This window comes from Microbacterium sp. X-17, assembly GCF_039615055.1.
In genome coordinates, this window is the sequence record NZ_JBDHNI010000005.1 from 350,696 (window position 1) to 373,134 (window position 22,439).

At 72.8% G+C, this 22,439-nt stretch carries 23 protein-coding genes and 1 pseudogene; all 24 read left to right on the top strand.

The genetic code is table 11. From position 1 onward, the window contains the following. Positions 1 to 2: 2 nt before the first annotated feature. Complete coding sequence (locus ABCS02_RS24600; protein ID WP_345838325.1) at positions 3 to 1,313, top strand: dihydroorotase; 1,311 nt, start codon at positions 3 to 5, stop codon at positions 1,311 to 1,313. Next, the gene (locus tag ABCS02_RS24605; RefSeq protein WP_345838326.1) at positions 1,310 to 1,822 is read left to right on the top strand and encodes a hypothetical protein; all 513 of its coding nucleotides are present in this window, start codon (positions 1,310 to 1,312) and stop codon (positions 1,820 to 1,822) included. The genes ABCS02_RS24600 and ABCS02_RS24605 overlap by 4 nt, the downstream gene beginning before the upstream one ends. Continuing rightward, positions 1,819 to 2,994 carry a glutamine-hydrolyzing carbamoyl-phosphate synthase small subunit gene (carA, locus tag ABCS02_RS24610; RefSeq protein WP_345838327.1) on the top strand — a complete coding sequence of 392 codons (1,176 nt, stop codon included), beginning with the start codon at positions 1,819 to 1,821 and terminating at the stop codon, positions 2,992 to 2,994. Before ABCS02_RS24605 ends, carA begins: the two co-directional genes overlap by 4 nt. Beyond that, entirely contained in the window at positions 2,987 to 6,274 is a 3,288-nt protein-coding gene (carB, locus tag ABCS02_RS24615; protein ID WP_345838328.1) for a carbamoyl-phosphate synthase large subunit, read from the top strand. Before carA ends, carB begins: the two co-directional genes overlap by 8 nt. Further along, positions 6,271 to 7,110: an orotidine-5'-phosphate decarboxylase gene (gene pyrF, locus ABCS02_RS24620; RefSeq protein WP_345838329.1), complete on the top strand. Its 840-nt coding sequence runs from the start codon at positions 6,271 to 6,273 to the stop codon at positions 7,108 to 7,110. The genes carB and pyrF overlap by 4 nt, the downstream gene beginning before the upstream one ends. After that, positions 7,103 to 8,008, top strand: coding sequence for a guanylate kinase (gmk, locus tag ABCS02_RS24625; RefSeq protein WP_345838330.1), 906 nt, complete (start codon positions 7,103 to 7,105; stop codon positions 8,006 to 8,008). Before pyrF ends, gmk begins: the two co-directional genes overlap by 8 nt. 122 nt (positions 8,009 to 8,130) lie before the next feature. Further along, positions 8,131 to 8,280 (top strand): annotated as a pseudogene (locus ABCS02_RS24630) (helix-turn-helix transcriptional regulator); the annotation flags it as partial. 144 nt (positions 8,281 to 8,424) lie between these two features. Next, positions 8,425 to 8,622 (top strand): hypothetical protein, encoded by a 198-nt coding sequence (locus ABCS02_RS24635; RefSeq protein WP_345838331.1) that lies wholly within the window; start codon positions 8,425 to 8,427, stop codon positions 8,620 to 8,622. 62 nt (positions 8,623 to 8,684) lie between these two features. Beyond that, positions 8,685 to 8,939, top strand: coding sequence for a DNA-directed RNA polymerase subunit omega (rpoZ, locus tag ABCS02_RS24640; RefSeq protein WP_345838332.1), 255 nt, complete (start codon positions 8,685 to 8,687; stop codon positions 8,937 to 8,939). A gap of 8 nt (positions 8,940 to 8,947) precedes the next feature. Next, positions 8,948 to 10,141, top strand: a complete 1,194-nt coding sequence (gene metK, locus ABCS02_RS24645) for a methionine adenosyltransferase (RefSeq protein WP_345838333.1) — start codon at positions 8,948 to 8,950, stop codon at positions 10,139 to 10,141. A gap of 1 nt (position 10,142) precedes the next feature. After that, positions 10,143 to 12,131: a primosomal protein N' gene (locus ABCS02_RS24650; RefSeq protein ID WP_345838334.1), complete on the top strand. Its 1,989-nt coding sequence runs from the start codon at positions 10,143 to 10,145 to the stop codon at positions 12,129 to 12,131. An 8-nt stretch (positions 12,132 to 12,139) separates the two neighbouring features. After that, positions 12,140 to 13,060, top strand: coding sequence for a methionyl-tRNA formyltransferase (fmt, locus tag ABCS02_RS24655; protein WP_345838335.1), 921 nt, complete (start codon positions 12,140 to 12,142; stop codon positions 13,058 to 13,060). A 71-nt stretch (positions 13,061 to 13,131) separates the two neighbouring features. Continuing rightward, on the top strand, positions 13,132 to 14,538 hold the full coding sequence (locus tag ABCS02_RS24660) for a transcription antitermination factor NusB (RefSeq protein WP_345838336.1): 1,407 nt from the start codon (positions 13,132 to 13,134) through the stop codon (positions 14,536 to 14,538). Positions 14,539 to 14,746: 208 nt separating this feature from the next. Further along, positions 14,747 to 15,403 carry a ribulose-phosphate 3-epimerase gene (gene rpe / locus ABCS02_RS24665; RefSeq protein ID WP_345838337.1) on the top strand — a complete coding sequence of 219 codons (657 nt, stop codon included), beginning with the start codon at positions 14,747 to 14,749 and terminating at the stop codon, positions 15,401 to 15,403. 60 nt (positions 15,404 to 15,463) lie between these two features. Further along, positions 15,464 to 15,727 carry a phosphoribosyl-ATP diphosphatase gene (locus ABCS02_RS24670; protein WP_345838338.1) on the top strand — a complete coding sequence of 88 codons (264 nt, stop codon included), beginning with the start codon at positions 15,464 to 15,466 and terminating at the stop codon, positions 15,725 to 15,727. 45 nt (positions 15,728 to 15,772) lie between these two features. Continuing rightward, positions 15,773 to 16,615: an ATP phosphoribosyltransferase gene (gene hisG, locus ABCS02_RS24675; RefSeq protein WP_345838339.1), complete on the top strand. Its 843-nt coding sequence runs from the start codon at positions 15,773 to 15,775 to the stop codon at positions 16,613 to 16,615. Next, a complete protein-coding gene (hisF, locus tag ABCS02_RS24680) occupies positions 16,615 to 17,379 on the top strand; it encodes an imidazole glycerol phosphate synthase subunit HisF (protein ID WP_345838340.1) in 765 nt (254 codons plus the stop codon). Before hisG ends, hisF begins: the two co-directional genes overlap by 1 nt. Next, positions 17,376 to 17,738, top strand: a complete 363-nt coding sequence (gene hisI / locus ABCS02_RS24685) for a phosphoribosyl-AMP cyclohydrolase (protein WP_345838341.1) — start codon at positions 17,376 to 17,378, stop codon at positions 17,736 to 17,738. The genes hisF and hisI overlap by 4 nt, the downstream gene beginning before the upstream one ends. Further along, a complete protein-coding gene (locus ABCS02_RS24690; RefSeq protein WP_345838342.1) occupies positions 17,735 to 18,337 on the top strand; it encodes a Trp biosynthesis-associated membrane protein in 603 nt (200 codons plus the stop codon). The genes hisI and ABCS02_RS24690 overlap by 4 nt, the downstream gene beginning before the upstream one ends. Positions 18,338 to 18,377: 40 nt before the next feature. After that, positions 18,378 to 18,608, top strand: coding sequence for a DUF6704 family protein (locus tag ABCS02_RS24695; RefSeq protein WP_345838343.1), 231 nt, complete (start codon positions 18,378 to 18,380; stop codon positions 18,606 to 18,608). Then, the gene (gene trpC, locus ABCS02_RS24700) at positions 18,605 to 19,390 is read left to right on the top strand and encodes an indole-3-glycerol phosphate synthase TrpC (RefSeq protein ID WP_345838344.1); all 786 of its coding nucleotides are present in this window, start codon (positions 18,605 to 18,607) and stop codon (positions 19,388 to 19,390) included. Before ABCS02_RS24695 ends, trpC begins: the two co-directional genes overlap by 4 nt. Continuing rightward, positions 19,387 to 20,640 carry a tryptophan synthase subunit beta gene (gene trpB, locus ABCS02_RS24705; protein ID WP_345838345.1) on the top strand — a complete coding sequence of 418 codons (1,254 nt, stop codon included), beginning with the start codon at positions 19,387 to 19,389 and terminating at the stop codon, positions 20,638 to 20,640. The genes trpC and trpB overlap by 4 nt, the downstream gene beginning before the upstream one ends. Next, positions 20,637 to 21,422: a tryptophan synthase subunit alpha gene (gene trpA / locus ABCS02_RS24710; protein ID WP_345838346.1), complete on the top strand. Its 786-nt coding sequence runs from the start codon at positions 20,637 to 20,639 to the stop codon at positions 21,420 to 21,422. The genes trpB and trpA overlap by 4 nt, the downstream gene beginning before the upstream one ends. A gap of 43 nt (positions 21,423 to 21,465) precedes the next feature. Then, entirely contained in the window at positions 21,466 to 22,437 is a 972-nt protein-coding gene (lgt, locus tag ABCS02_RS24715) for a prolipoprotein diacylglyceryl transferase (RefSeq protein ID WP_345838347.1), read from the top strand. Positions 22,438 to 22,439: the final 2 nt, after the last annotated feature.

The following is a 22,439-nucleotide window of genomic DNA, read 5'->3' on the forward strand; positions in this document are numbered from 1 at the left end:
GAATGACGGAGACGTTCCTCATCCGGGGAGCACGCCTCGAGGGCGGCGACGCGACGGATCTGGTCCTGCACGACGGGCGGATCGCCGAGGTCGGCACCGGCCTCAGCCGCGCCGGCGCGACGATCGTCGACGCCGACGGACTCCTGGCGCTGCCCGGTCTCGTCGACCTCCACACGCACCTCCGCGAGCCCGGGTACGAGGCATCCGAGACGATCCTCACGGGCTCGCGCGCCGCCGCGGCCGGCGGCTACACCGCCGTCTTCGCGATGCCGAACACGTCGCCGGTCGCCGACACCGCCGGGGTCGTCGAGCAGGAGCTCGCGCTCGGCGAGGCCGCCGGCTACGTGACCGTGCAGCCGATCGGCGCCGTCACGGTCGGGCAGAAGGGCGAGCGGCTCGCGGAGCTCGGCGCCATGGCCTCCTCCCGGGCTCGGGTGCGCGTGTTCAGCGACGACGGCTTCTGCGTGCACGATCCGCTCATCATGCGCCGCGCGCTGGAGTACGTGAAGGCGTTCGACGGTGTCGTGGCGCAGCACGCGCAGGACCCGCGCCTGACCCCGAACGCGCAGATGAACGAGGGCTCCGTCTCCGCCGAGCTCGGCCTCGCCGGCTGGCCGGCGGTCGCGGAGGAGTCGATCATCGCGCGCGACGTGCTCCTCGCCGAGCACGTCGGCTCGCGCCTCCACGTCTGCCACCTCTCCACCGCCGGCTCCGTCGAGATCATCCGCTGGGCCAAGCAGCGCGGCATCGACGTGACCGCCGAGGTCACCCCGCACCACCTGCTCCTCACCGAGGAGCTCGTGCGCGGGTACGACGCGCGCTTCAAGGTCAACCCGCCGCTGCGGCGCGAGGAGGACGTCCTCGCCGTCCGCCAGGGCCTCGCCGACGGCACGATCGACATCGTCGCGACCGACCACGCCCCGCACCCCGCGGAGGCCAAGGCGACCGAGTGGTCCGCCGCGGCCAACGGCATGGTGGGGCTCGAGAGCGCGCTGCGCGTCGTGCACGCCGCGATGGTGCAGACCGGGCTCCTCGACTGGGCCGACGTCGCCCGCGTGATGTCGCGCACGCCCGCCCGCATCGGACGGCTCGACGGACAGGGCGGGACGCTGGAGGCCGGCGCGGCCGCCGAGGTCACGCTGTACGACCCGAACGCCGGCGGCGTCTTCGGCGCCGACGACCTGCACGGGCGCAGCGGCAACTCGCCGTACCTCGACCGCGAGCTGCCGGGCCGCGTCGTGTGGACGTTCCACCGCGGTCGCCCGACCGTCGCCGACGGCCTGCTCACCGAGACCGCGGGGGTGGGCGCGTGAGCCAGCAGGGCGCTCTGATCCTCATGATCGGGATCGCCGTCGTCCTCCTCGGACTCATGCTCTGGGGGTGGATCCGCCGGATCCGGCGCGACCGCGGAGCGAAGGCCCCCTTCGGCTCCGCGCCGGCCGAGGCGGCGGTGCGCGGCACGTTCCCGGGCCTCTATGTCGCCACGACCGCGCACGGCGCCGCACTGGAGCGCCTCGCGATCGGCGGCCTGGCGTACCGCGCGCAGGCGCTCGTCACGGTGACGGATGCCGGCATCCTGCTAGAGCTGCAGGGCCAGGGCCCGATCTTCATCGACGCCGCCCGCGTCGAGTCTGCCGCGCAGGCGACGGTCGCCATCGACCGCGTCGTGGAGCGCGACGGTCTGGCGCGCGTCTCGTGGCGTCTCGACGACGGGACGACCGTCGACTCCTACGTCCGCCCGCAGGAGGCATCGGCGCGCGAGCTCGCCGCCGCCGTCTCCGGCATCCTCCCGGCGCACGACGCCATGGAAGGTGACTCATGACCCGCTTCACGCGGAACCCCGCCGTGCTCGTCCTCGAGGACGGGACCCGGCACGCCGGCCACGCGTACGGCGCGACCGGCACGACCCTCGGCGAGGTGGTCTTCGCCACCGGGATGACCGGCTACCAGGAGACTCTCACCGACCCGTCGTACGCCGGGCAGATCGTGCTGCAGACCGCGCCGCACATCGGGAACACCGGCATGAACGGCGAGGACCCCGAGTCGCGGCGCATCTGGGTCGCCGGCTACATCGTGCGCGACCCCTCCCGGGTCGTGTCGAACTGGCGCGCCGACGAGTCCCTCGACGACGCGCTCGTGAACGACGGCATCGTCGGGATCAGCGGCATCGACACGCGCGCCGTGACCCGCCACATCCGCTCCGCCGGCAGCATGCGCGGCGGCATCTTCTCCGGCGACGCCGCGGGCCTGAACCCCGAGGAGCAGCTGCGGCTCGTGCGGGAGGCCCCCGCGATGGCCGGGCAGAACCTGTCCGCCGCGGTCTCCGTGTCCGTCGCCGAGGTGACCCCGGCGTCCGGGGAGCGGCTCGGCGCCCTCGCTGTGCTCGACCTCGGCGTCAAGCAGTCCACGATCGACAACCTCGCCGCCCGCGGGTTCGAGGTGCACGTCCTGCCGCAGACGGCGACCCTCGCCGACATCCGCGCGATCGACCCGGTCGCGGTGTTCTACTCGAACGGCCCCGGCGACCCGGCCGCCTCCGACGCCCACGTCGAGGTCCTCCGCGGCGTGCTCGACGCGGGGCTCCCGTTCTTCGGGATCTGCTTCGGCAACCAGCTCCTCGGCCGCGCCCTGGGGCTCGGCACGTACAAGCTCCCGTTCGGGCATCGCGGCATCAACCAGCCCGTGCTCGACAAGACGACGGGCCGCGTCGAGATCACGGCGCACAACCACGGCTTCGCCGTGGACGCCCCGCTCGACGGGGAGTTCGACAGCCCGCACGGCTACGGCCGGGTCGAGGTGAGCCACATCGGCCTCAACGACCGCGTCGTCGAGGGTCTGCGCGCGCTCGACATCCCCGCGTTCAGCGTGCAGTACCACCCCGAGGCCGCGGCCGGCCCGCACGACGCGAACTACCTTTTCGACCGTTTCCGCGACCTCGTCGTCGCGACCCGGACCGCCAGCCCGCGCACCACAGGAGACAGCACGAATGCCTAAGCGCGACGACATCCGCTCCGTCCTGGTCATCGGCTCCGGCCCGATCGTCATCGGTCAGGCCTGCGAGTTCGACTACTCCGGCACGCAGGCCTGCCGCGTGCTGCGGGAGGAGGGCGTCCGCGTCATCCTCGTCAACTCGAACCCGGCGACGATCATGACCGACCCCGACTTCGCCGACGCGACGTACATCGAGCCGATCACGCCCGCGGTCATCGAGACGATCATCGCGAAGGAGAAGCCGGATGCCATCCTCCCGACGCTCGGCGGCCAGACGGCCCTGAACGCCGCGATGGCCCTCCACGACCTCGGCATCCTCGAGAAGTACGACGTCGAGCTGATCGGCGCGAAGGTCGACGCCATCCGCAAGGGCGAGGACCGGCAGATCTTCAAGGAGCTCGTGATCGAGGCCGGCGCGGACGTCGCCGACTCGGTCATCTGCCACTCCGTGGACGACCTCCTCGCGGGAGCTGCGAAGCTCGGCTACCCGCTCGTCGTCCGGCCGTCGTTCACGATGGGCGGCCTCGGCTCGGGCTTCGCGTACGACGAGGCCGACCTCCGCCGCATCGGTGGAGCAGGCCTGCACGACTCGCCGACGCACGAGGTGCTCCTCGAGGAGTCGATCCTCGGGTGGAAGGAGTACGAGCTCGAGCTCATGCGCGACACCGCCGACAACACGGTCGTCGTCTGCTCGATCGAGAACGTCGACCCGGTCGGCGTGCACACCGGCGACTCCATCACGGTCGCGCCCGCCCTCACCCTCACCGACCGCGAGTACCAGCGGCTCCGCGACATCGGGATCGACATCATCCGGGCCGTGGGCGTCGACACGGGCGGCTGCAACATCCAGTTCGCGGTGGATCCCGCGACCGGCCGCATCATCGTGATCGAGATGAACCCGCGTGTGTCGCGGTCGTCGGCCCTGGCCTCGAAGGCGACCGGCTTCCCGATCGCGAAGATCGCCGCGAAGCTCGCGATCGGCTACCGCCTGGACGAGATCCCGAACGACATCACGAAGGTCACGCCGGCGAGCTTCGAGCCGACGCTCGACTACATCGTCGTCAAGGTGCCCCGGTTCAACTTCGAGAAGTTCCCCGCCGCCGACACGACGCTCACGACCACCATGAAGTCGGTCGGCGAGGCGATGGCGATCGGGCGCAACTACACGACGGCGCTGCAGAAGGCGCTCCGCTCGCTGGAGAAGCGCGGATCGAGCTTCCACTGGGGTGACGAGGACCGCTCGGTGGACGAGCTCCTGGAGGTCGCGAAGACCCCGACCGACGGTCGCATCGTGGTCGTCCAGCAGGCCCTGCGCAAGGGCGCGACGATCGCGCAGGCGTTCGAGGCGACCGGCATCGACCCGTGGTTCCTCGACCAGATCGTGCTCATCAACGAGGTCGCTCAGTTCGTCCGGGATGCCGGCGAACTGGATGCCGAGACCCTCCGCGTCGCGAAGGAGCACGGCTTCAGCGACGCGCAGATCGCGCAGCTGCGCCGCGGGACGGAGAGCGAGGTCCGCGGCATCCGGCACGCGCTCGGCATCCGCCCGGTGTTCAAGACCGTCGACACGTGCGCGGGGGAGTTCCCGGCGCTCACGCCATACCACTACTCGAGCTACGACCTGGAGACCGAGGTAGCCCCGTCGGATCGGCGGAAGGTCGTGATCATCGGATCCGGGCCGAACCGCATCGGCCAGGGCGTCGAGTTCGACTACTCGTGCGTGCACGCGAGCTTCGCACTGTCCGCCGCCGGCTTCGAGACCGTCATGGTCAACTGCAACCCCGAGACCGTGTCGACCGACTACGACACGAGCGACCGGCTGTACTTCGAGCCCCTGACGCTCGAGGACGTGCTCGAGGTGCTCCACGCGGAGTCGGCCTCGGGAGAGATCCTCGGGGTCGTGTGCCAGCTCGGCGGCCAGACGCCGCTCGGACTCGCGAAGGGCATCGAGGCCGCCGGGTACCGGATCCTCGGGACGAGCCCGACCGCGATCGACCTCGCCGAGGAGCGCGGCCTGTTCTCCGGCATCCTCGACGCCGCCGGCCTCGTGGCGCCGCGCCACGGCACGGCGATCGACGTCGACGGCGCCGTCGCGGTGGCGGAGGACATCGGCTATCCGGTGCTCGTGCGGCCGAGCTTCGTCCTCGGCGGACGCGGCATGGAGATCGTCTACGACACCCCGAGCCTGCGCGACTACTTCGTCCGGGTCGCCGACCAGGCGATCATCGGCGAAGGGATGCCGCTCCTCGTCGACCGGTTCCTCGACGACGCGATCGAGATCGACGTCGACGCGCTGTACGACGGCGACGAGCTCTACATTGGCGGCGTCATGGAGCACCTCGAGGAAGCCGGCATCCACTCCGGCGACTCCAGCTGCACGCTCCCGCCGGTCTCGCTCGGCCGCACCGACATCGATCGGGTGCGCGAGGCGACGCTCGCGATCGCCCAGGGCGTCGGGGTCCGGGGACTGCTGAACGTGCAGTTCGCGATCAGCGCGAACGTGCTCTACGTCATCGAGGCGAACCCCCGCGCGAGCCGCACGGTGCCGTTCGTGTCGAAGGCCCTCGGCATCCCGCTCGCGAAGGCCGCGTCCCGCATCATGGCCGGCAGCTCCCTCGCGGAGCTCAAGGCCGAGGGGCTGCTCCCCGCGGAGGACGGCTCGCGCGTCCCGCTCGACGCGCCGGTCGCCGTGAAGGAGGCCGTGCTGCCGTTCAAGCGCTTCCGCACGCGCGACGGACAGACCGTGGACTCGATCCTCGGGCCGGAGATGCGCTCGACCGGTGAGGTCATGGGCATCGACCGCGACTTCCCCCGCGCCTTCGCGAAGAGCCAGGATGCCGCGTACGGCGGCATCCCGCTCGCCGGGACCGTGTTCATCTCGGTCGCCGACGGCGACAAGCGCGCGGTCATCCTTCCCGCGCACCGGCTGCAGCAGCTCGGCTTCTCGATCGTGGCGACGGAGGGGACGGCGGAGATCCTCGGGCGCAACGGCATCCGCGTCGAGGTCGTCCGCAAGTACGGCGAGACGCAGGCGACGGGGGAGTCGAACATCGTCGACCTCATCAACGCCGGCGAGATCGACATCGTCGTGAACACGCCGAGCGGGATGTCGGCGCGAGCGGACGGCTACGAGATCCGCGCCGCCGCGGTCGCGGCCGACAAGGCGCTGTTCACCACGATCTCGACCCTCGGTGCGGCCGTCTCGGCGATGGACGCGATGGGCGAGGGCTTCGCGGTGCGGAGCCTCCAGGAGTACGCGGAGGACCGGAAGGTCCGGGCATGACCTCGTTCGGCGAGCGGGTCGCGGGCGCCCTCGCGGCGCATGGGCCGCTGTGCGTCGGGATCGACCCGCACGAGCACCTGCTCGCGCAGTGGGGGCTCGACGTATCGGCGGAAGGAGCTCGGGAGCTCGGCCTCCGTTTGGTCGAGGCCGCGGCAGGGCGCGTCGGGATCGTGAAGCCGCAGGTGGCGTTCTTCGAGCGCTACGGCGCCGTCGGGTTCGCGGCGCTGGAGGACGTGCTGTCGGCCGCGCGTGCGGCCGGGCTGCTCGTGATCGCGGACGCGAAGCGCGGCGACATCGGCACGACGATGGATGCCTACGCTCGGGCGTGGCTCACGCCCGGCTCCCCGCTGGAGGCGGATGCCCTCACGGTCGCGCCGTATCTCGGCGTCGGCGCCCTGCACGAGACGTTCGCCCTCGCCCGGGACAACGGCAAGGGCGTGTTCGTGCTCGCCGCGACCAGCAATGCCGAGGGCGCGGCCGTGCAGCTCGCGCGCGCCGGCACGGGCACCCTCGCCGGCGAGATCGTGCGCGAGGTGTCGGAGTGGAACGCGGCCCACGCCACGGCCGCTCCGCTGGCCAGCGTCGGCTTCGTCATCGGCGCGACGGTCGACCGCACGCGCTATGGGCTCCCGGACGGGTTTGCCCCGGCGGCGCCGGTCCTCGCGCCGGGCTTCGGCGCGCAGGGAGCCGAGCCGGCCGACCTGGCGCGCCTGTTCGGCGCACTCGCGCCGTCCGTCATCGCGAACGAGAGCCGCAGCATCCTCAGCGCCGGCCCGAACGGGCTCGAGGCCCGCATCGCGGAGCGCGCTGCTCTCTATGGGAGCATGGATGGCTGAGCGCCCGTCCCCGCCCGAGGTGGACCGTGCCGCCGCGTCCCGCCGCGCCGTCGCCGCACGGCAGGCACGCGCGAGCCTGAAGCGCGACCTGACGACCCGGGTGGTCCATCCGCTCGACGTGCTGCGGCGTGCCGCGACCGAGGATGCCGCGTCGCCCGCCGCCTCGATGCGCGTGACCGAGTTCCTCACGGCGCTCCCCGCGATCGGAGAGGGCAAGCGGGACCGGATCCTCGACGAGCTCGGGATCTCGCCGGTCAAGCGCCTCGGCGGCCTGGGGGTGCGGCAGCGCGTGGCGCTGGAGGAGTGGCTGGCGGGGCGGTTCCCGCTCCCCGCCCCTCGCGCCGGCCGGAGCGCCCTGCTCGTCCTCGCCGGCCCCACCGCGGTCGGGAAGGGCACGGTCGCGGCCGTCATCCGGCGCGAGTACCCCGAGATCCTCCTGTCGGTGTCCGCGACGACGCGCCCGCCGCGGCCCGGCGAGGTGGAGGGCGAGCACTACTACTTCGTCGACGACGACGCATTCGACCGGCTCATCGCCGACGACGCCCTCCTGGAGCAGGCGACCGTCCACAACCGGTACCGCTACGGAACGCCCCGGCAGCCGATCGAGGAAGCCCTGGCAGCCGGCCGCACGGTGCTGCTCGAGATCGACCTGCAGGGAGCACGCCAGGTACGCGCGGCCGAGCCGAGCGCGTCGCTCGTGTTCCTCCTGCCCCCGTCCTGGGACGAGCTCGTGGAGCGCCTCGTCGGCCGCGGGACCGAGGGCGCCGAGGAGCGCGCGCGCCGCCTGCGCACCGCCCGCGTCGAGCTCGCCGCGCAGAACGAGTTCGACTACCGCGTGGTGAACGACGACGTCGAGACCGCCGCCCGCGAGGTCGTCGCGCTCGCCGCCCGGCACTGACCGGGCGGTCGCCCAGCCCCCGCTACGGTGGTGGCGGGGTCGTGGCGCGCCATTGGCGGGGCCGTGACGTGGTGATGGCGGAGGGGGAGCGCGAAGCATGAGGGGCATGAACAGGACACCGCATCGTCGAGCTCCGCCACGACCTCGGCTGGACGCAGGAGCGTCTCGCCGCGGAGAGCGGGGTCGGCATCCGCACCATCCAGCGGCTCGAAGCAGGGCAAGACGCGAGCCTCGAGACGCTGTCGCTCGTCGCGGAAGCGCTGAGCGTCCCGGTCCGCGACCTCTTCACCGAGATCGAGGACGCCGATCTCAGCGACCGCGTCGAGTCGCTGCAGGCCCGGACCGAGGCCCAGCAGGCGGCGCGCGATCGGATCAGCGGCGGGTGGCGCTCGCTGTTCATCGGGATCGGCGTCGTCGTGACCCTCGTGAGCTTCTTCTTCGGCCAAGTCGGGTGGGTGGTGATGGCGTGCTACTGGTCCGGCGGGTTCATCATCCTCACCGCGCTCCGCCGACTCGTCCTCGATCCGTGGCTGGACGGCCGCTACCCGCTGTCGCGGCATCGGCGTCGACGCATTCGTACACAGGTACGGGCTGAGAGCACGGACGCCGGGTAGAATAGGCGGATGCGCCGCGCCAGTCGCGGCATCCAGACTTCCCCCCAACCAGGAGGCACGCCATGGCCACGCGCAACCAGGGCATCATCGACCCGCCCATCGACAGCCTGCTCGAGAAGGTCGACTCGAAGTACCAGCTCGTGATCTACGCGTCGAAGCGCGCCCGCCAGATCAACGACTACTACTCCGACCTGCACGAGGGGAACCTCTTCGACAACGTCGGACCGCTCGTCGACTCGACCGTCGAGGACAAGCCTCTGACGATCGCACTGCACGAGATCCACGAGGACAAGCTCCGACTCCGTCGCCCGGAGTGACCGGAGGCGTGAGCGAGCTGCGCCTCTTCACCTCCGAGTCGGTCACGGAGGGGCATCCGGACAAGATCTGCGACCAGATCTCCGACAGCATCCTCGACGCGATCCTCGCCGAAGACCCCGCGGGCCGTGTCGCGGTCGAGACCCTCGTCACCACGGGCCTCGTACATGTCGCCGGCGAAGTGTCGACGAGCGCGTACGTGGAGATCCCCGCGATCGTGCGCGAGGTCGTGAACCGCATCGGCTACACATCGAGCGAGACCGGCTTCGACGGTGGCTCCTGCGGCGTGAGCGTGTCGATCGGCGCGCAGTCCTCCGACATCGCCGCCGGGGTCAACAAGGCCTTCGAGCAGCGCGAGCAGCGCTCCGCCGACCCACGCGACGAGCAGGGCGCCGGCGACCAGGGCATCATGTTCGGCTACGCCACGGACGAGACGCCCCAGCTCATGCCGATGGCGATGTGGACCGCGCACCGGATGGCGGAGCGTCTCGCCGATGCGCGTCGCACGGAGTTCCTGCCGTTCCTCAGGCCGGACGGCAAGACCCAGGTCACGCTCGGGTTCGACGGCGCCGTCCCGAAGACGGTGGAGTCGGTCGTGCTCTCGACCCAGCACCACCCGGACATCACGCAGGACGACCTGCGCGAGCGCATCCGGGCGGAGATCATCGACCCGGTGTTGGAGACGACGGGCCTCGACCTGCCCGATGTGAAGTACTACATCAACCCGGCCGGTCCGTTCGTCACCGGCGGGCCCAAGGGCGACGCCGGCCTCACCGGGCGCAAGATCATCATCGACACGTACGGGGGAGCGGCCCGCCACGGCGGCGGCGCGTTCTCCGGCAAGGACCCGTCGAAGGTCGACCGCTCCGGCGCCTACGCCATGCGCTGGGTCGCGAAGAACGCGGTCGCCGCGGGCCTCGCGTCCCGGCTCGAGGTGCAGGTCGCGTACGCGATCGGCAAGGCGAGCCCCGTCGGCCTGTACGTCGAGACGTTCGGCACCGGCCTCGTGCCGGACGACGTGATCACCCGCGCGATCCTCGACGTGTTCGACCTTCGCCCGGCCGCGATCATCGAGCAGCTGGAGCTTCTCCGCCCCATCTACGCGCAGACCGCGGCATACGGCCACTTCGGTCGCGAGCTGCCCGACTTCACGTGGGAGCGACGCGACCGCGTCGAGGAGCTGCGCGCCGCCGCGGGCCTCTGACATGACGGGTCCGCGTGTCGCGCGCGTGCTGCTCGACTCGCCGCTTCCGCAGCTCGACCGCCTGTTCGACTACGCGATCCCCGCGGAGCTCGGAGCGGATGCCGTCCCCGGCGTCCGCGTGCGCGTCCCGCTGCGGAGCGCGGGGCGCACGGTCGACGGCTACCTGGTCGAGCTCGCCGAGGCCGAAGACCCGGACCGCCCGCTGTCCGAGCTCGAATCGGTGGTGTCCCCGGTCCGCGTCCTGCCGGATGCGCTCTATCGCCTCGCCCGCCGCGCAGCAGACCGCGCGGCGGGGTCGGCGAGCGACATCCTGCGCCTCGCGATCCCGAAGCGCATGGTGCGCGCGGAGAAGGCCTGGGCGACCCGCGGACCGGCCCCGGCCACCCAGCCGGACCCCGACGTCGCCTCGTGGGCGCGCAGCGTGCTCGACGCGTATCCCGGCCTCGCGGACGCGGTCGCCGAGGGCGGGCGCATCGCGCTCGACGCGCCGCCGCGCCCGGCCCACGGCTCGCCGCCGGTCGGCGCGTGGGCGATCCTCCTTGGCGCGCTCGCCGTGGAGACCTGGGCGCGCGGACGCAGCGCGATCCTCGTCGTGCCCGATCACCGCGATCTCGCGCAGCTCGAGGCCGTGCTCGCGGCGCGCCTGCCGACGTCCGCGCTCGTCCGTGACGACGCGGGCCGCAGCGGCCCGGAGCGCTACGCCGCGTACCTGCGCCTCCTCGACCCCGTGCCCGCGGTCGTGATCGGGAACCGCTCGGCGGTGTACGCGCCGGCGCACGACGTCGGGCTCGTCGCGATCTGGGACGACGGCGATCCGCTCCTCGGCGAGCCCCTCAGCCCCGGCGTGCACGCGCGCGAGGCAGCGCTCGTGCGGCAGGAGCTGGAGGGCTCCGCGCTCGTCGTGGCGGGGCACACCCGCACGACGGACGTCGCGCGCCTCGTCGAGCGCGGCTGGATGCGGGAGGTCCCGCCCGCGCGCCGCCTGACCCCCCGCGTGATCCTCAGCCCGCCCGCCCCGGACGAGGTGCGCGCGGCGCGCCTGCCGTCCGCCGCGTTCGCCGCGGCCCGCGAGGCCCTTCGCACCGGCCCCGTCCTCGTGCAGGTCGCGCGCCCGGGGTACGCGCCCACGCTCGTGTGTGCGGACTGCCGCACCCCCGCCCGGTGCCCGCACTGCGGCGGACCGCTGCGGCGGACGCGTGGCGGCGGCGCGCCGGAGTGCGCGTGGTGCGGGCGCCAGACGCGCGACTGGCGCTGCACGCACTGCGAGGGCGAGCGGCTGCGCATGGCCTCCGTCGGCAGCGAGCGCACCGCCGACGAGCTCGGCCGCGCGTTCCCCGGGGTGCGGGTGATCGTGTCCGACGGCAGCCACCCGGTGACCGAGGTGGCCGAGACCCCCGCGCTCGTCGTCGCGACCCGCGGGGCCGAGCCGCTCGCGGTGGGCGGCTATCGCGCGATCCTCCTCCTCGACGGCGACCGGATGCTGCTGGCGGAGGACCTGCGGATCGCCGAGTCCGCGCTGCGCTGGTGGTCGAACGCCGCCGCCCTCGCCGCGGCGGGAGCGCCCGTGCACCTCGTGGGGGTGACCGGCCCCGCCGCCCGCGCCCTCGCGACGTGGACGCAGCCGGTCTACGCCCGCGGCGAGCTCGCGACCCGGGTCGACGCCCGGATGCCGCCCGCCGTGCGGTTCGCCCGCATCGAAGGACCCCGACCCGCCGTCGACGCCTGCCTGGCGGCGCTACGGACGGACGTGCCCGCGATCGCCGACGCGGACGTGCTCGGCCCCGTTGTGCGCCGCACCGAGCCGGATGCCCCGGAGGGCCTGCGTGCCCTCGTGCGATTCGACTACGCGCACGGCGCGGCCGTCGCGCGGTCGCTGCGGGCCAGCGTCGTCTCGGCCGCGGTGCGGGCGCGCGGGCGCGGCCGGGATCGCGCGGCGGCCGCCCGCAATACACTCAGAGTTCGGGTCGATCCGCCCGACGTGGAGCTGTGAGGAGAGCGATGCGCCTCGTGTTCGCGGGCACCCCGGAAGCCGCCGTCCCTTCGCTCGCCGCTCTCGCGGCATCCGTCCACGACGTCGCGCTCGTCGTGACCCGGCACGACGCGCCGCTGGGCCGGAAGCGCATGCTGACTCCGTCGCCCGTGGCCGCCGCGGCGCAGGCGACGGGGCTCGAGGTCCTGAAGACGGACCGGCTCGACGCGGCCGCGACCGAGCGGATCGCGGCCGCGCAGCCGGACCTCGGCGTGATCGTCGCGTACGGCGGCATCCTGCGCGAGCCGCTCCTGTCACACCCGCCCCTGGGCTGGATCAACCTGCACTTCTCCCTCCTGCCGCGGTGGCGCGGCGCCGCCCCTGTGCAGCGCGCGGTCATCGCCGGCGACCGTGCGACGGGGGCGGGCGTCTTCCGCCTCGTGGCCGAGCTCGACGCGGGGGAGATCCTCGCCGAGCTCGAACTGCCGATCCCGCCCCTGGCGACGGCGGGGGAGCTGCTGACCACGCTCGCCGATCAGGGGGCGAGGCTCCTCGCCGACACGGTCGACGCCCTCGCGAACGGGACCGCGCGGAGCCGCCCGCAGGTCGGCGAGCCGACGTACGCGCACAAGCTCGGCCTCGAGGACGGCCGCATCCGCTGGAACGAGCCGGCCACGGCGGTGCTCGATCGGGTTCGCGGCACGACTCCGGAACCCGGCGCCTTCACGACGATCGAGGACACCCGGCTGAAGGTGCTGGAGGCCCGCCGCGCCGAGCACGCCCTCGCCCTGCGGCCCGGGCAGATCACGACCGCCGGCCGCGAGGTCGTCGTCGGCACGGCGACGGAGCCCGTGGCGCTGGTGCACGTGCAGCCGGCCGGCCGCGGCGCCATGCCCGCGGCGGACTGGTGGCGGGGCCTCCGCCGCGAGGAAGCGCAGGCCGACGCGTGACCCCCGCCGCCCCCCAGGACCCCGGGCCCCCTCCCCGTGAGCCCGGGCACCCTCCCCGCGAGAACGCGCCTGTGTCACGAAATCGGGCCCGAAACGAGACACACGGGCGTTCTCGGGGCGAGGGGACGGCCCGCCGCGTCGCGTACGAGACCCTCCGTAGCGTCAACGACTCCGACGCGTACGCCAACCTCCTGCTCCCCGTCGCAATCGCGCGCGCGGGGCTCGACGCGAAGGATGCCGCGCTCGCCACCGAGCTCACGTATGGCACGCTCCGCCGGCAGGGCACCTACGACGCCATCATCGCCGCGGCATCCGATCGCCCCGTGGAGCGGATCGACCCGGAGGTTCGCGATGCGCTACGGCTCGGCTGCCACCAGCTCCTCTCCACGCGGATCGCCTCGCACGCCGCCGTCAACGAGTCGGTCGCGCTCGTCCGGGCCGCGGCGGGGGCCGGCGCCGCCGGATTCGCGAACGCCGTCCTGCGCCGGATCGCCCGCGAGACTCCCGGCGCGTGGTACGAGCGCATCGAGCGCCGTGCGAGATCCGAGGACGAGCGGCTGGGGCTCGCGTTCTCGCATCCGGTGTGGATCCTCCGCGCGCTGCGGCGGGCGCTGACGGCCGAGGGCCGCGGCGACGAGCTCGAGGACCTGCTGCGTGCGGACAACGCCGCGCCTCGGGTCACGATGGCGGCGCTCCCCGGCCTCGGGGAGCCGCCCGCGGCGGCGACGCCCGGGCACTACGCGCCGACCGCGTTCCGGGTGGGCGGCGGCGATCCGGAGGTCCTGATCCGGGCGTCGGACGGGCGTCTGCGCGTGCAAGACGAGGGATCCCAGCTCGTGGCGCTCGCCCTCTCGCGCTTCGCGCCGGTGTCCGCGGGGGAGCGGTGGCTCGACCTGTGCGCCGGTCCTGGAGGGAAGACGGCCCTGCTCGCGGCGGAGGCCCGGCGCGTCGGGGCGACGCTCGAGGCGAACGAGATCGCGCCGGCGCGGGCGGGCCTCGTGCGGAACGCGGTGGCGGGCGTGCCCGGCGGTGTCGAGGTCTCCGAGGAGGACGGGCGCGAGCGCGCCATCCGCGCCCCGGGCGCGTACGACCGCATCCTCGTGGACGCTCCCTGCACGGGCCTCGGCGCCCTCCGCCGCCGCCCCGAGGCGCGCTGGCGCAAACAGCCGTCGGATGTCGCGACCCTCGTCGACCTGCAGCGCGAGCTCCTGTCCGCGGCGATCACCGCGCTGAAGCCCGGCGGAGTCGTCGCGTACGTGACGTGCTCCCCGCACATCGCCGAGACGACCGGCGTGGTGGCCGAGGTGCTGCGCGAGCGCGGCGAGGAGGTCGAGGAGCTGGATGCCGCGACAGCGCTCCAGTCGGTCGCCGCGCATCCGCTCGACCTGGCCCGCCCCGAGGGCGCCCGGCACGCCCAGCTCTGGCCCCACCGCCACGACACGGACGCGATGTTCCTCGCCCTCCTCCGCCGCCGCTGATCCCGCCCTGCCCCGCCCTGCCCCGCGCCCGGCCCGTCTCCCCGGCCCCCGCGCCCCGGCCCCCGCGCCCCAGCCCCGCGCCACCTCCCCGCGAGAACGCGCTTGTGTCACAGACACGCCGTGCATTCGTGACATACGCGCGTTCTCGGCAAGAAGGGGGCCAGGCCCGGGGAAGGGGCGGGGAGCGGGATGCCGGGATAATGAGAGAGTGCGCATCAACCCCAGCATCCTGTCCGCCGACTTCGTGAACATGGAGCGGGATCTCGCACGCATTGACCGCGCCGACTTCGTCCACGTCGACGTGATGGACAACCACTTCGTGCCGAACCTCACATTCGGTCCGCAGATGGTCCAGCGCGTACAGGCGACGAGCCCCGTGCCCCTCGACGTGCACCTCATGATCGACGACCCGGAGCGCTGGGCGCCGGGCTACGCCGAGCTCGGCGCGGCATCCGTCACGTTCCACGCCGAGGCGTCGAGCGCCCCGGTGGCCCTCGCGCGGCGCCTGCGCGAGATCGGCGCGCGCGCCGGGGTCGCGGTGAAGCCCGGAACGCCCGTCGAGTGGCTGTTCGACGAGCTCGACGCGTTCGACCAGATCCTCGTGATGACCGTCGAGCCGGGCTTCGGCGGCCAGTCCTTCCTGCCCGAGACGATGCCGAAGCTCCGCGCCCTGTCGGCCGAGGCGCGTCGACGGGGGAGCTCCGTGTGGCTCCAGGTCGACGGCGGCATCTCGGAATCCACGATCGCGCAGGCCGCCGAGGCGGGCGCCGACACGTTCGTCGCCGGCTCCGCGGTGTTCGGCGCGGACGATCCGGATGCCGCGATCGCGGCCCTCCGCGAGCTCGCCCACCGCCACCGCCACTGACCCTGGCGGCTCGGAGCCACCCCGAGCCGGGCCGAGCCCGCGGGCCGGTAGCCTGTCAGGGTGAAGACTTTCGAGGGGCTGTTCGACGAGCTGCGTGAGAAGGCCCTCGCGCGCCCCGAGGGGTCGCGCACGGTCGAGCTCCTCGACGGCGGCGTCCACACGATCGGCAAGAAGATCGTCGAGGAGGCCGCCGAGGTCTGGATGGCCGCCGAGTACGAGACCGACGACGCGACCGCGGAGGAGATCTCGCAGCTGCTGTACCACCTTCAGGTGCTCATGCTCGCGAAGGGCCTGACGCTCGAGGACGTGGGCCGACATCTCTGAGGCCCGTCCCTCAGCCGTCCGTCTTCGACCATCGAAAGCACACACATGCTCAGAATCGCCGTGCCGAACAAGGGCTCGCTCGCCGAGACCGCGACCGAGATGCTCGCCGAGGCCGGATACACCGGTCGCCGCGATCCCAAGGACCTCCACGTCATCGACCCGCTGAACGACGTCGAGTTCTTCTACCTCCGCCCGAAGGACATCGCGACGTACGTCGGCTCCGGGGCGCTCGACGTCGGCATCACCGGCCGCGACCTCCTGCTCGACGCCCGGATGCCGGGGGCGCGCGAGATCGAGTCTCTCGGCTTCGGGGCCTCGACGTTCCGCTTCGCGGGCCCTCCCGGCCGTTTCCAGGACGTCGCCGACCTCGAGGGCCTCCGTGTCGCGACCGCGTACCCCGGCCTCGTCGACGGCTACCTCGACGAGCACGGCGTCGCGGTCGACCTCGTCCCGCTCGACGGCGCGGTGGAGTCCGCGGTCGAGCTGGGCGTGGCGGATGCCGTCGCCGACGTCGTCTCCACCGGTACGACCCTGCGGCAGGCCGGGCTCGAGATCTTCGGTCCGAAGCTCCTCGAGTCTGAGGCCGTGCTCATCAGCGGCCCGAGCACCGCGGACGGGCTCGACACGCTGCTCCGGCGCCTGCGCGGCGTGCTGGTCGCGCGGCGCTACGTGCTGATCGACTACGACCTTCCCGCCGACCTCGTCGACGCCGCGGTCGCGATCACCCCGGGCATCGAGTCGCCGACGATCTCGCCGCTCCGCGACCCGGCATGGGTGGCGGTGCGCGTCCTGATCCCGCGCACGGGCGTGAACCAGGTGATGGACGAGCTGTACGGCATCGGCGCCCGCGCGATCCTCGTGACCGCGATCCACGCCGCGAGGCTCTGATGAGCCTCGTCTGCCGGGTCATCCCGTGCCTCGACGTGGCCGCGGGCCGCGTCGTGAAGGGCGTGAACTTCGAGAACCTCCGCGACATGGGCGATCCCGTCGAGCTCGCGGAGCGCTACTTCCAGCAAGGCGCGGACGAGATCACGTTCCTCGACGTCACCGCCACGGTCGACGACCGGGCGACGACATACGACGTCGTGCAGCGGACGGCCGAGAACGTCTTCATCCCGCTCACCGTCGGCGGGGGAGTCCGCACGGCGGACGACGTCGCGCGCCTCCTCGCGGTCGGCGCCGACAAGGTCGGCGTGAACTCGGCCGCGATCGCCCGTCCGGCGCTCGTCGACGAGATCGCGGACCGCTTCGGCGCGCAGGTGCTGGTGCTGTCGCTCGACGTCAAGCGGTCCGCGGAGACGACGTCGGGCTTCGTGGTCACGACGCATGGCGGCCGCACCGAGACCGGCATCGACGCCCGCGACTGGGCGCGCGAGGCGATCGAGCGCGGTGCGGGCGAGCTGCTCGTCAACTCGATCGACGCGGACGGCACGAAGGACGGGTTCGACCTGGAGCTCGTCCGCCTGATGCGCGAGATCGCGAGCGTCCCGGTCATCGCCTCCGGCGGCGCGGGAGCGGCGGCCGACTTCGCGCCGGCGCTCGAAGCGGGGGCGGATGCCGTCCTCGCGGCGAGCGTGTTCCACTCCGGCCAGCTGACGGTCGGCGACGTCAAGGCCGCGATCCGCGGCGCAGGAATCGAGGTGAGGGCGTGACCGACGACCTCGAGGCGCGCATCGGCCGCGTCGCGTTCAACGCGGACGGGCTCGTTCCCGCCGTCGTGCAGCAGTGGGACACCGGCGAGGTGCTCATGCTCGGATGGATGGATGCCGAGGCCCTGCGCCGCACCCTGACCACCGGTCGTGCGACGTACTGGTCGCGCTCGCGGCAGGAGTACTGGCGCAAGGGCGACACGTCCGGCAACATCCAGGTGGTCCGCGGAGCGCGCCTCGACTGCGACGGCGACACGGTGCTCCTGTCCGTCGACCAGACCGGGCCCGCCTGCCACACGGGCACGCGCACGTGCTTCGACGCCGACGATCTCGAGCCCGTCGACGGCGCGGCGGCCTCATGACGCGCCGCGCGCGTCTGATCGCCGTCCTCACCGCGCTCCTCGCGGGCGTGATCGGGATCATCTCGTCCACCCAGACGTGGCTCGATGTCACCGTCACGGGCGGGGCGAGCGACAGCCTCACGGTGTCCGGCGCGGCGGCGATCCCGGTCCTCGCCCCGCTGAGCCTCGCGACGATGGCCCTCGGCGCCGCCCTGTCGATCGTCGGCCGGGTGGTCCGCTACGTCTTCGGCGGGCTCATGCTCGCGATCGGCGTGACGATGCTCATCCTCACGGCGCGCGTCGCGTTCGGGCACCCCGTGGATGCCGTCGCAGCCGCCGTGACGACCGCGACGGGCATCTCCGGCGACGCGGTCTCCGGCCTCGTCGTCTCGATCGCCTCGACCCCGTGGCCCGTCCTGACGGTGCTCGCGTGGCTCCTGCTCCTGGCATCCGGCGTCTTCACGCTGGCGACTGCGCACCGCTGGCGCGGGACCGGACGCCGCTACCGCACCGCCGGAGCGCACCGCGCCGCGCGGGAGGGTGAGCCGCTGGACGCCGTCGACTCGTGGGACGACCTCACGCGAGGCGACGATCCCACCGCCCCGGCGGACCCCCGCTAGAATCGACACGGCGCTCGCGCGCCCGGAGCGAAGGAGACGCATGAGCGACCACATCGGAGACCCCGGACACGGCCACTCCCCGGCCGCCTGGACGGCCGTCGTGATCATGCTCGCGGCCATCACGCTCGGCACCGTGTTCTTCTGGTTCGACCTCCCGTGGCTCGTCTGGACCTGCGCGGGGCTCGTCGTCGTCGGCGCCATCGTCGGCTGGATCATGAAGAGGGCCGGTTACGGCGTCGGCGGGGCCAAGGTCGCCTCGCGCGAGCATTGACCCTTCTCGCCGACCTCGTCGCCGGAGCCGTCGAAGACGCGCGGATCCGCGAGGAGTCCGTCAGTCTCGGCGAAGTCGAGTGGAAGGCGCTCGCCCAGCCGCCGGCGCGTGACGCGCTGGCCGCGCTCGCCCCGGGCGAGCGCGTCAAGATCATCGCGGAGATCAAGCGCGCGAGTCCTTCGCGCGGCGACCTCGCCGCGATCCCGGATCCGGCGAAGCAGGCGCGGCTCTACGAGGAGGGCGGCGCCTCGGTGGTGTCGGTCCTGACGGAGGGCCGCCGCTTCAAGGGGAGCCTCGCCGACCTGACCGCGGTGCGCGAGGCGGTGACGCTGCCCGTGCTCCGCAAGGACTTCATCGCGAACGCGTACCAGGTGTTCGAGGCCCGGGCCGCCGGCGCCGACCTCGTCCTCCTGATCGCGGCGGCCCTCGATCAGCAGCAGCTGACGACCCTGCACACGCTCGTCCGCGAGCTGGGGATGACGCCGCTCGTCGAGACCCACTCGTCCTACGAGGTGGCCCGCGCCGTCGACGTTGGCGCGGAGCTCATCGGCGTCAACGCCCGCGACCTGCGCACGTTCGAACTCGACCGCGACCTCTTCGGCCGGCTCGTGGACGGGATCCCGAAATCCTCCGTGGCCGTCGCGGAGTCCGCCGTCCAGACGCCCGCCGACGTCGCGCATTATCGCGCCGCGGGCGCGGATGCGGTCCTCGTCGGCGAGGCCCTCGTCACGGGCGATCCGGTCGCGACGCTGCGCGCGTTCCTCGGCGAGGACGCGCGGTGAGCCTCCGCAGCGCGTCCGGTCCGTTCTTCGGCGAGTTCGGCGGCCGGTTCATGCCGGAGTCCCTCATCGCCGCGATCGACGAGCTGACGGGCGTGTACGAGGAGGCGATGGCGGATCCGGCGTTCGACGCCGAGTATCGCGGCCTGCTGCGCTCGTATGCCGGCCGCCCGTCCCCGCTCACCGAGGTGCCGCGGTTCGCGGAGCGCGCCGGCGGCGCCCGCGTCTTCCTCAAGCGCGAGGACCTCAACCACACCGGCTCGCACAAGATCAACAACGTCATCGGCCAGGCCCTGCTCACGAAGCGCCTCGGGAAGACCCGCGTCATCGCGGAGACCGGCGCCGGCCAGCACGGGGTCGCGACCGCGACCGCGGCGGCGCTGTTCGGGTTCGACTGCACGATCTACATGGGCGAGGTCGACACGCAGCGCCAAGCGCTCAACGTCGCGCGGATGCGGCTGCTCGGCGCCGAGGTCGTCTCGGTGACGACCGGCTCCCGCACGCTCAAGGACGCGATCAACGAGGCCTACCGCGATTGGGTGGCCTCGGTCGAGACGACGAACTACATCTTCGGCACCGCCGCCGGTCCGCACCCGTTCCCCGCGATGGTGCGCGACTTCCAGAAGATCATCGGCGAGGAGGCGCGCGCGCAGATCCTCGACGAGGTCGGCCGACTGCCGGACGCCGTTCTGGCGTGCGTCGGCGGCGGCTCGAACGCGATCGGCATGTTCGACGCCTTCCTCGACGACGAGGGCGTCCGGCTGTACGGCGTGGAGGCGGCCGGCGACGGCGTCGACACCCACCGGCACGCGGCATCCATCGAGCGCGGCCGCCCCGGCGTCCTCCACGGCGCGAGGACATACGTCCTGCAGGACGAGGACGGCCAGACGATCGAGTCCCACTCGATCTCCGCCGGCCTCGACTACCCCGGGGTGGGCCCGGAGCACGCCTGGCTCGCGGACATCGGCCGCGCGGCGTACATCCCCGCGACCGACGACGAGGCCATGCAGGCGCTCCGGCTGCTGTCGCGGACGGAGGGGATCATCCCCGCGATCGAGTCCGCCCATGCCCTCGCCGGCGCGCTCCGGATCGGGCAGGAGCTCGGTCCCGAGGCGGTGCTCGTCGTGTCCCTCTCGGGACGCGGCGACAAGGACATGGACACCGCCGCCCGCTACTTCGGCCTCTACGACGACGACGCCCCTGCCGCGCCTACCGGCGCCGACGGCGCCAACGGCGAGGGGACCGAGCTGTGAGCTCGCGCGTCTCGGCGGCGATCGACGCCGCCCGCGCCGAGGGGCGCGGCGTGTTCGTCGGCTACCTCCCGATCGGCTTCCCCGACCTCGCCACGAGTATCGAGGCCGCCGTCACACTCGCGGAGAACGGCGCCGACATTCTCGAGCTCGGCCCGCCGTACTCGGATCCCGTCATGGACGGACCGATCATCCAGGAGGCCACCGAGACGGCGCTCGCCGCGGGGTTCCGCCTGCGCGACCTGTTCCCGGCCATCCGCGAGATCGCGAGCCGCGTCGACATCCCGATCCTCGTCATGACGTACTGGAACCCCGTGCTCCAGTACGGCGTGGACCGCTACGCCGACGATCTCCTCGCCGCGGGCGGGGCGGGCCTCATCACCCCCGACGTCACTCCGGAGGCGGCGCCCGAGTGGATCGCCGCGAGCGAGCGCACCGGCCTCGACCGGGTGTTCCTCGCGGCCCCGACGTCGACGGACGAACGGCTCGAGCTCATCGTGCGGAACTCGACGGGCTTCGTCTACACCGTCTCGACGATGGGCATCACGGGGGAGCGGGCGCAGCTCGATGCCGCGGCCCGCGGGCTCGTGGAGCGCCTGCGCGCCCACGGGGCCGAGCACGCCTGCGTCGGCATCGGCATCTCCACCGCGGCCCAGGTCGAGGGCGTGCTCGACTACGCCGACGGCGCGATCGTCGGCACGGCTCTCGTCCGAGCTCTCCGCGACGGCGGCCTCGACGGCCTCGCCGAGACCGCGCGCGCCCTCGCCGCCGGCACCCGCCGTTGAGCGCGGCGAAGGGGGACGCGAGCCGGGAAGTAGACTCGCCGTCGTGACTTTCTCGGCACTCTCCGTCGTGGCCAGCATCCCGAGCCCGAGCATCAGCTACATCGATATCGGCCCGGTTCGCGTCCACTTCTACGCCCTGTGCATCATCGCCGGCATCATCGTCGCGGTTCTCCTCACGAACTGGCGGATGACGCGACGCGGGGCGGAGCCCTGGATCGTCATCGACATCGCGCTCATCGCGGTCCCGCTCGCGATCGTCTGCGCCCGCATCTTCCACGTGCTGACGCACCCGGGCTTCTACTTCGGCCCGGGGAAGAACCTCTGGGAGGTCTTCGCGATCTGGAACGGGGGCATCGCCATCTACGGGGCCCTCATCGGCGGCGCCGTGGGCGCGTGGCTCGGATGCCGCTGGACGGGCGTCCGGTTCTGGACGTTCGCGGACGCGCTCGCGCCCGGCCTCATCTTCGCACAGGCCCTGGGCCGCTTCGGGAACTACTTCAACCAGGAGCTCTTCGGCCTCCCGACGACCCTGCCGTGGGGCCTGCAGATCGACCCGTCGAACTCCGCGTTCCCGGCCGGCCTCGCCCCCGACACCCTGTTCCACCCCACGTTCCTCTACGAGGTCATCTGGAACACGCTCGGCGGCATCGTCCTGCTGCTCGCGAGCCGTTCCCTGCGGATGCAGTGGGGCCGCCTGTTCGGCCTCTACCTCGTCTGGTACTCCGCCGGCCGCATCGTGTGGGAGTCGATCCGCATCGATCCGAGCGAGATCTACCTCGGCATCCGCACGAACGTGTGGGCGGCGATCATCGGCGTCATCCTGGGCCTCGCCATCATCATCGTGCAGGGAATCCGGCACACGGGCCTCGAGCCGTCCCCCTATCAGCCCGGTCGAGAGCGGCGTCCGAAGGGGGCTGTAGAATCAGCTGACACCGAGGACTTCGTCGACGTGAGCGAGCCGCCCGCGTCCGAGATCGAGACGGCTGGGGCCACAAGCCCAGCACAAACCCACTAGCT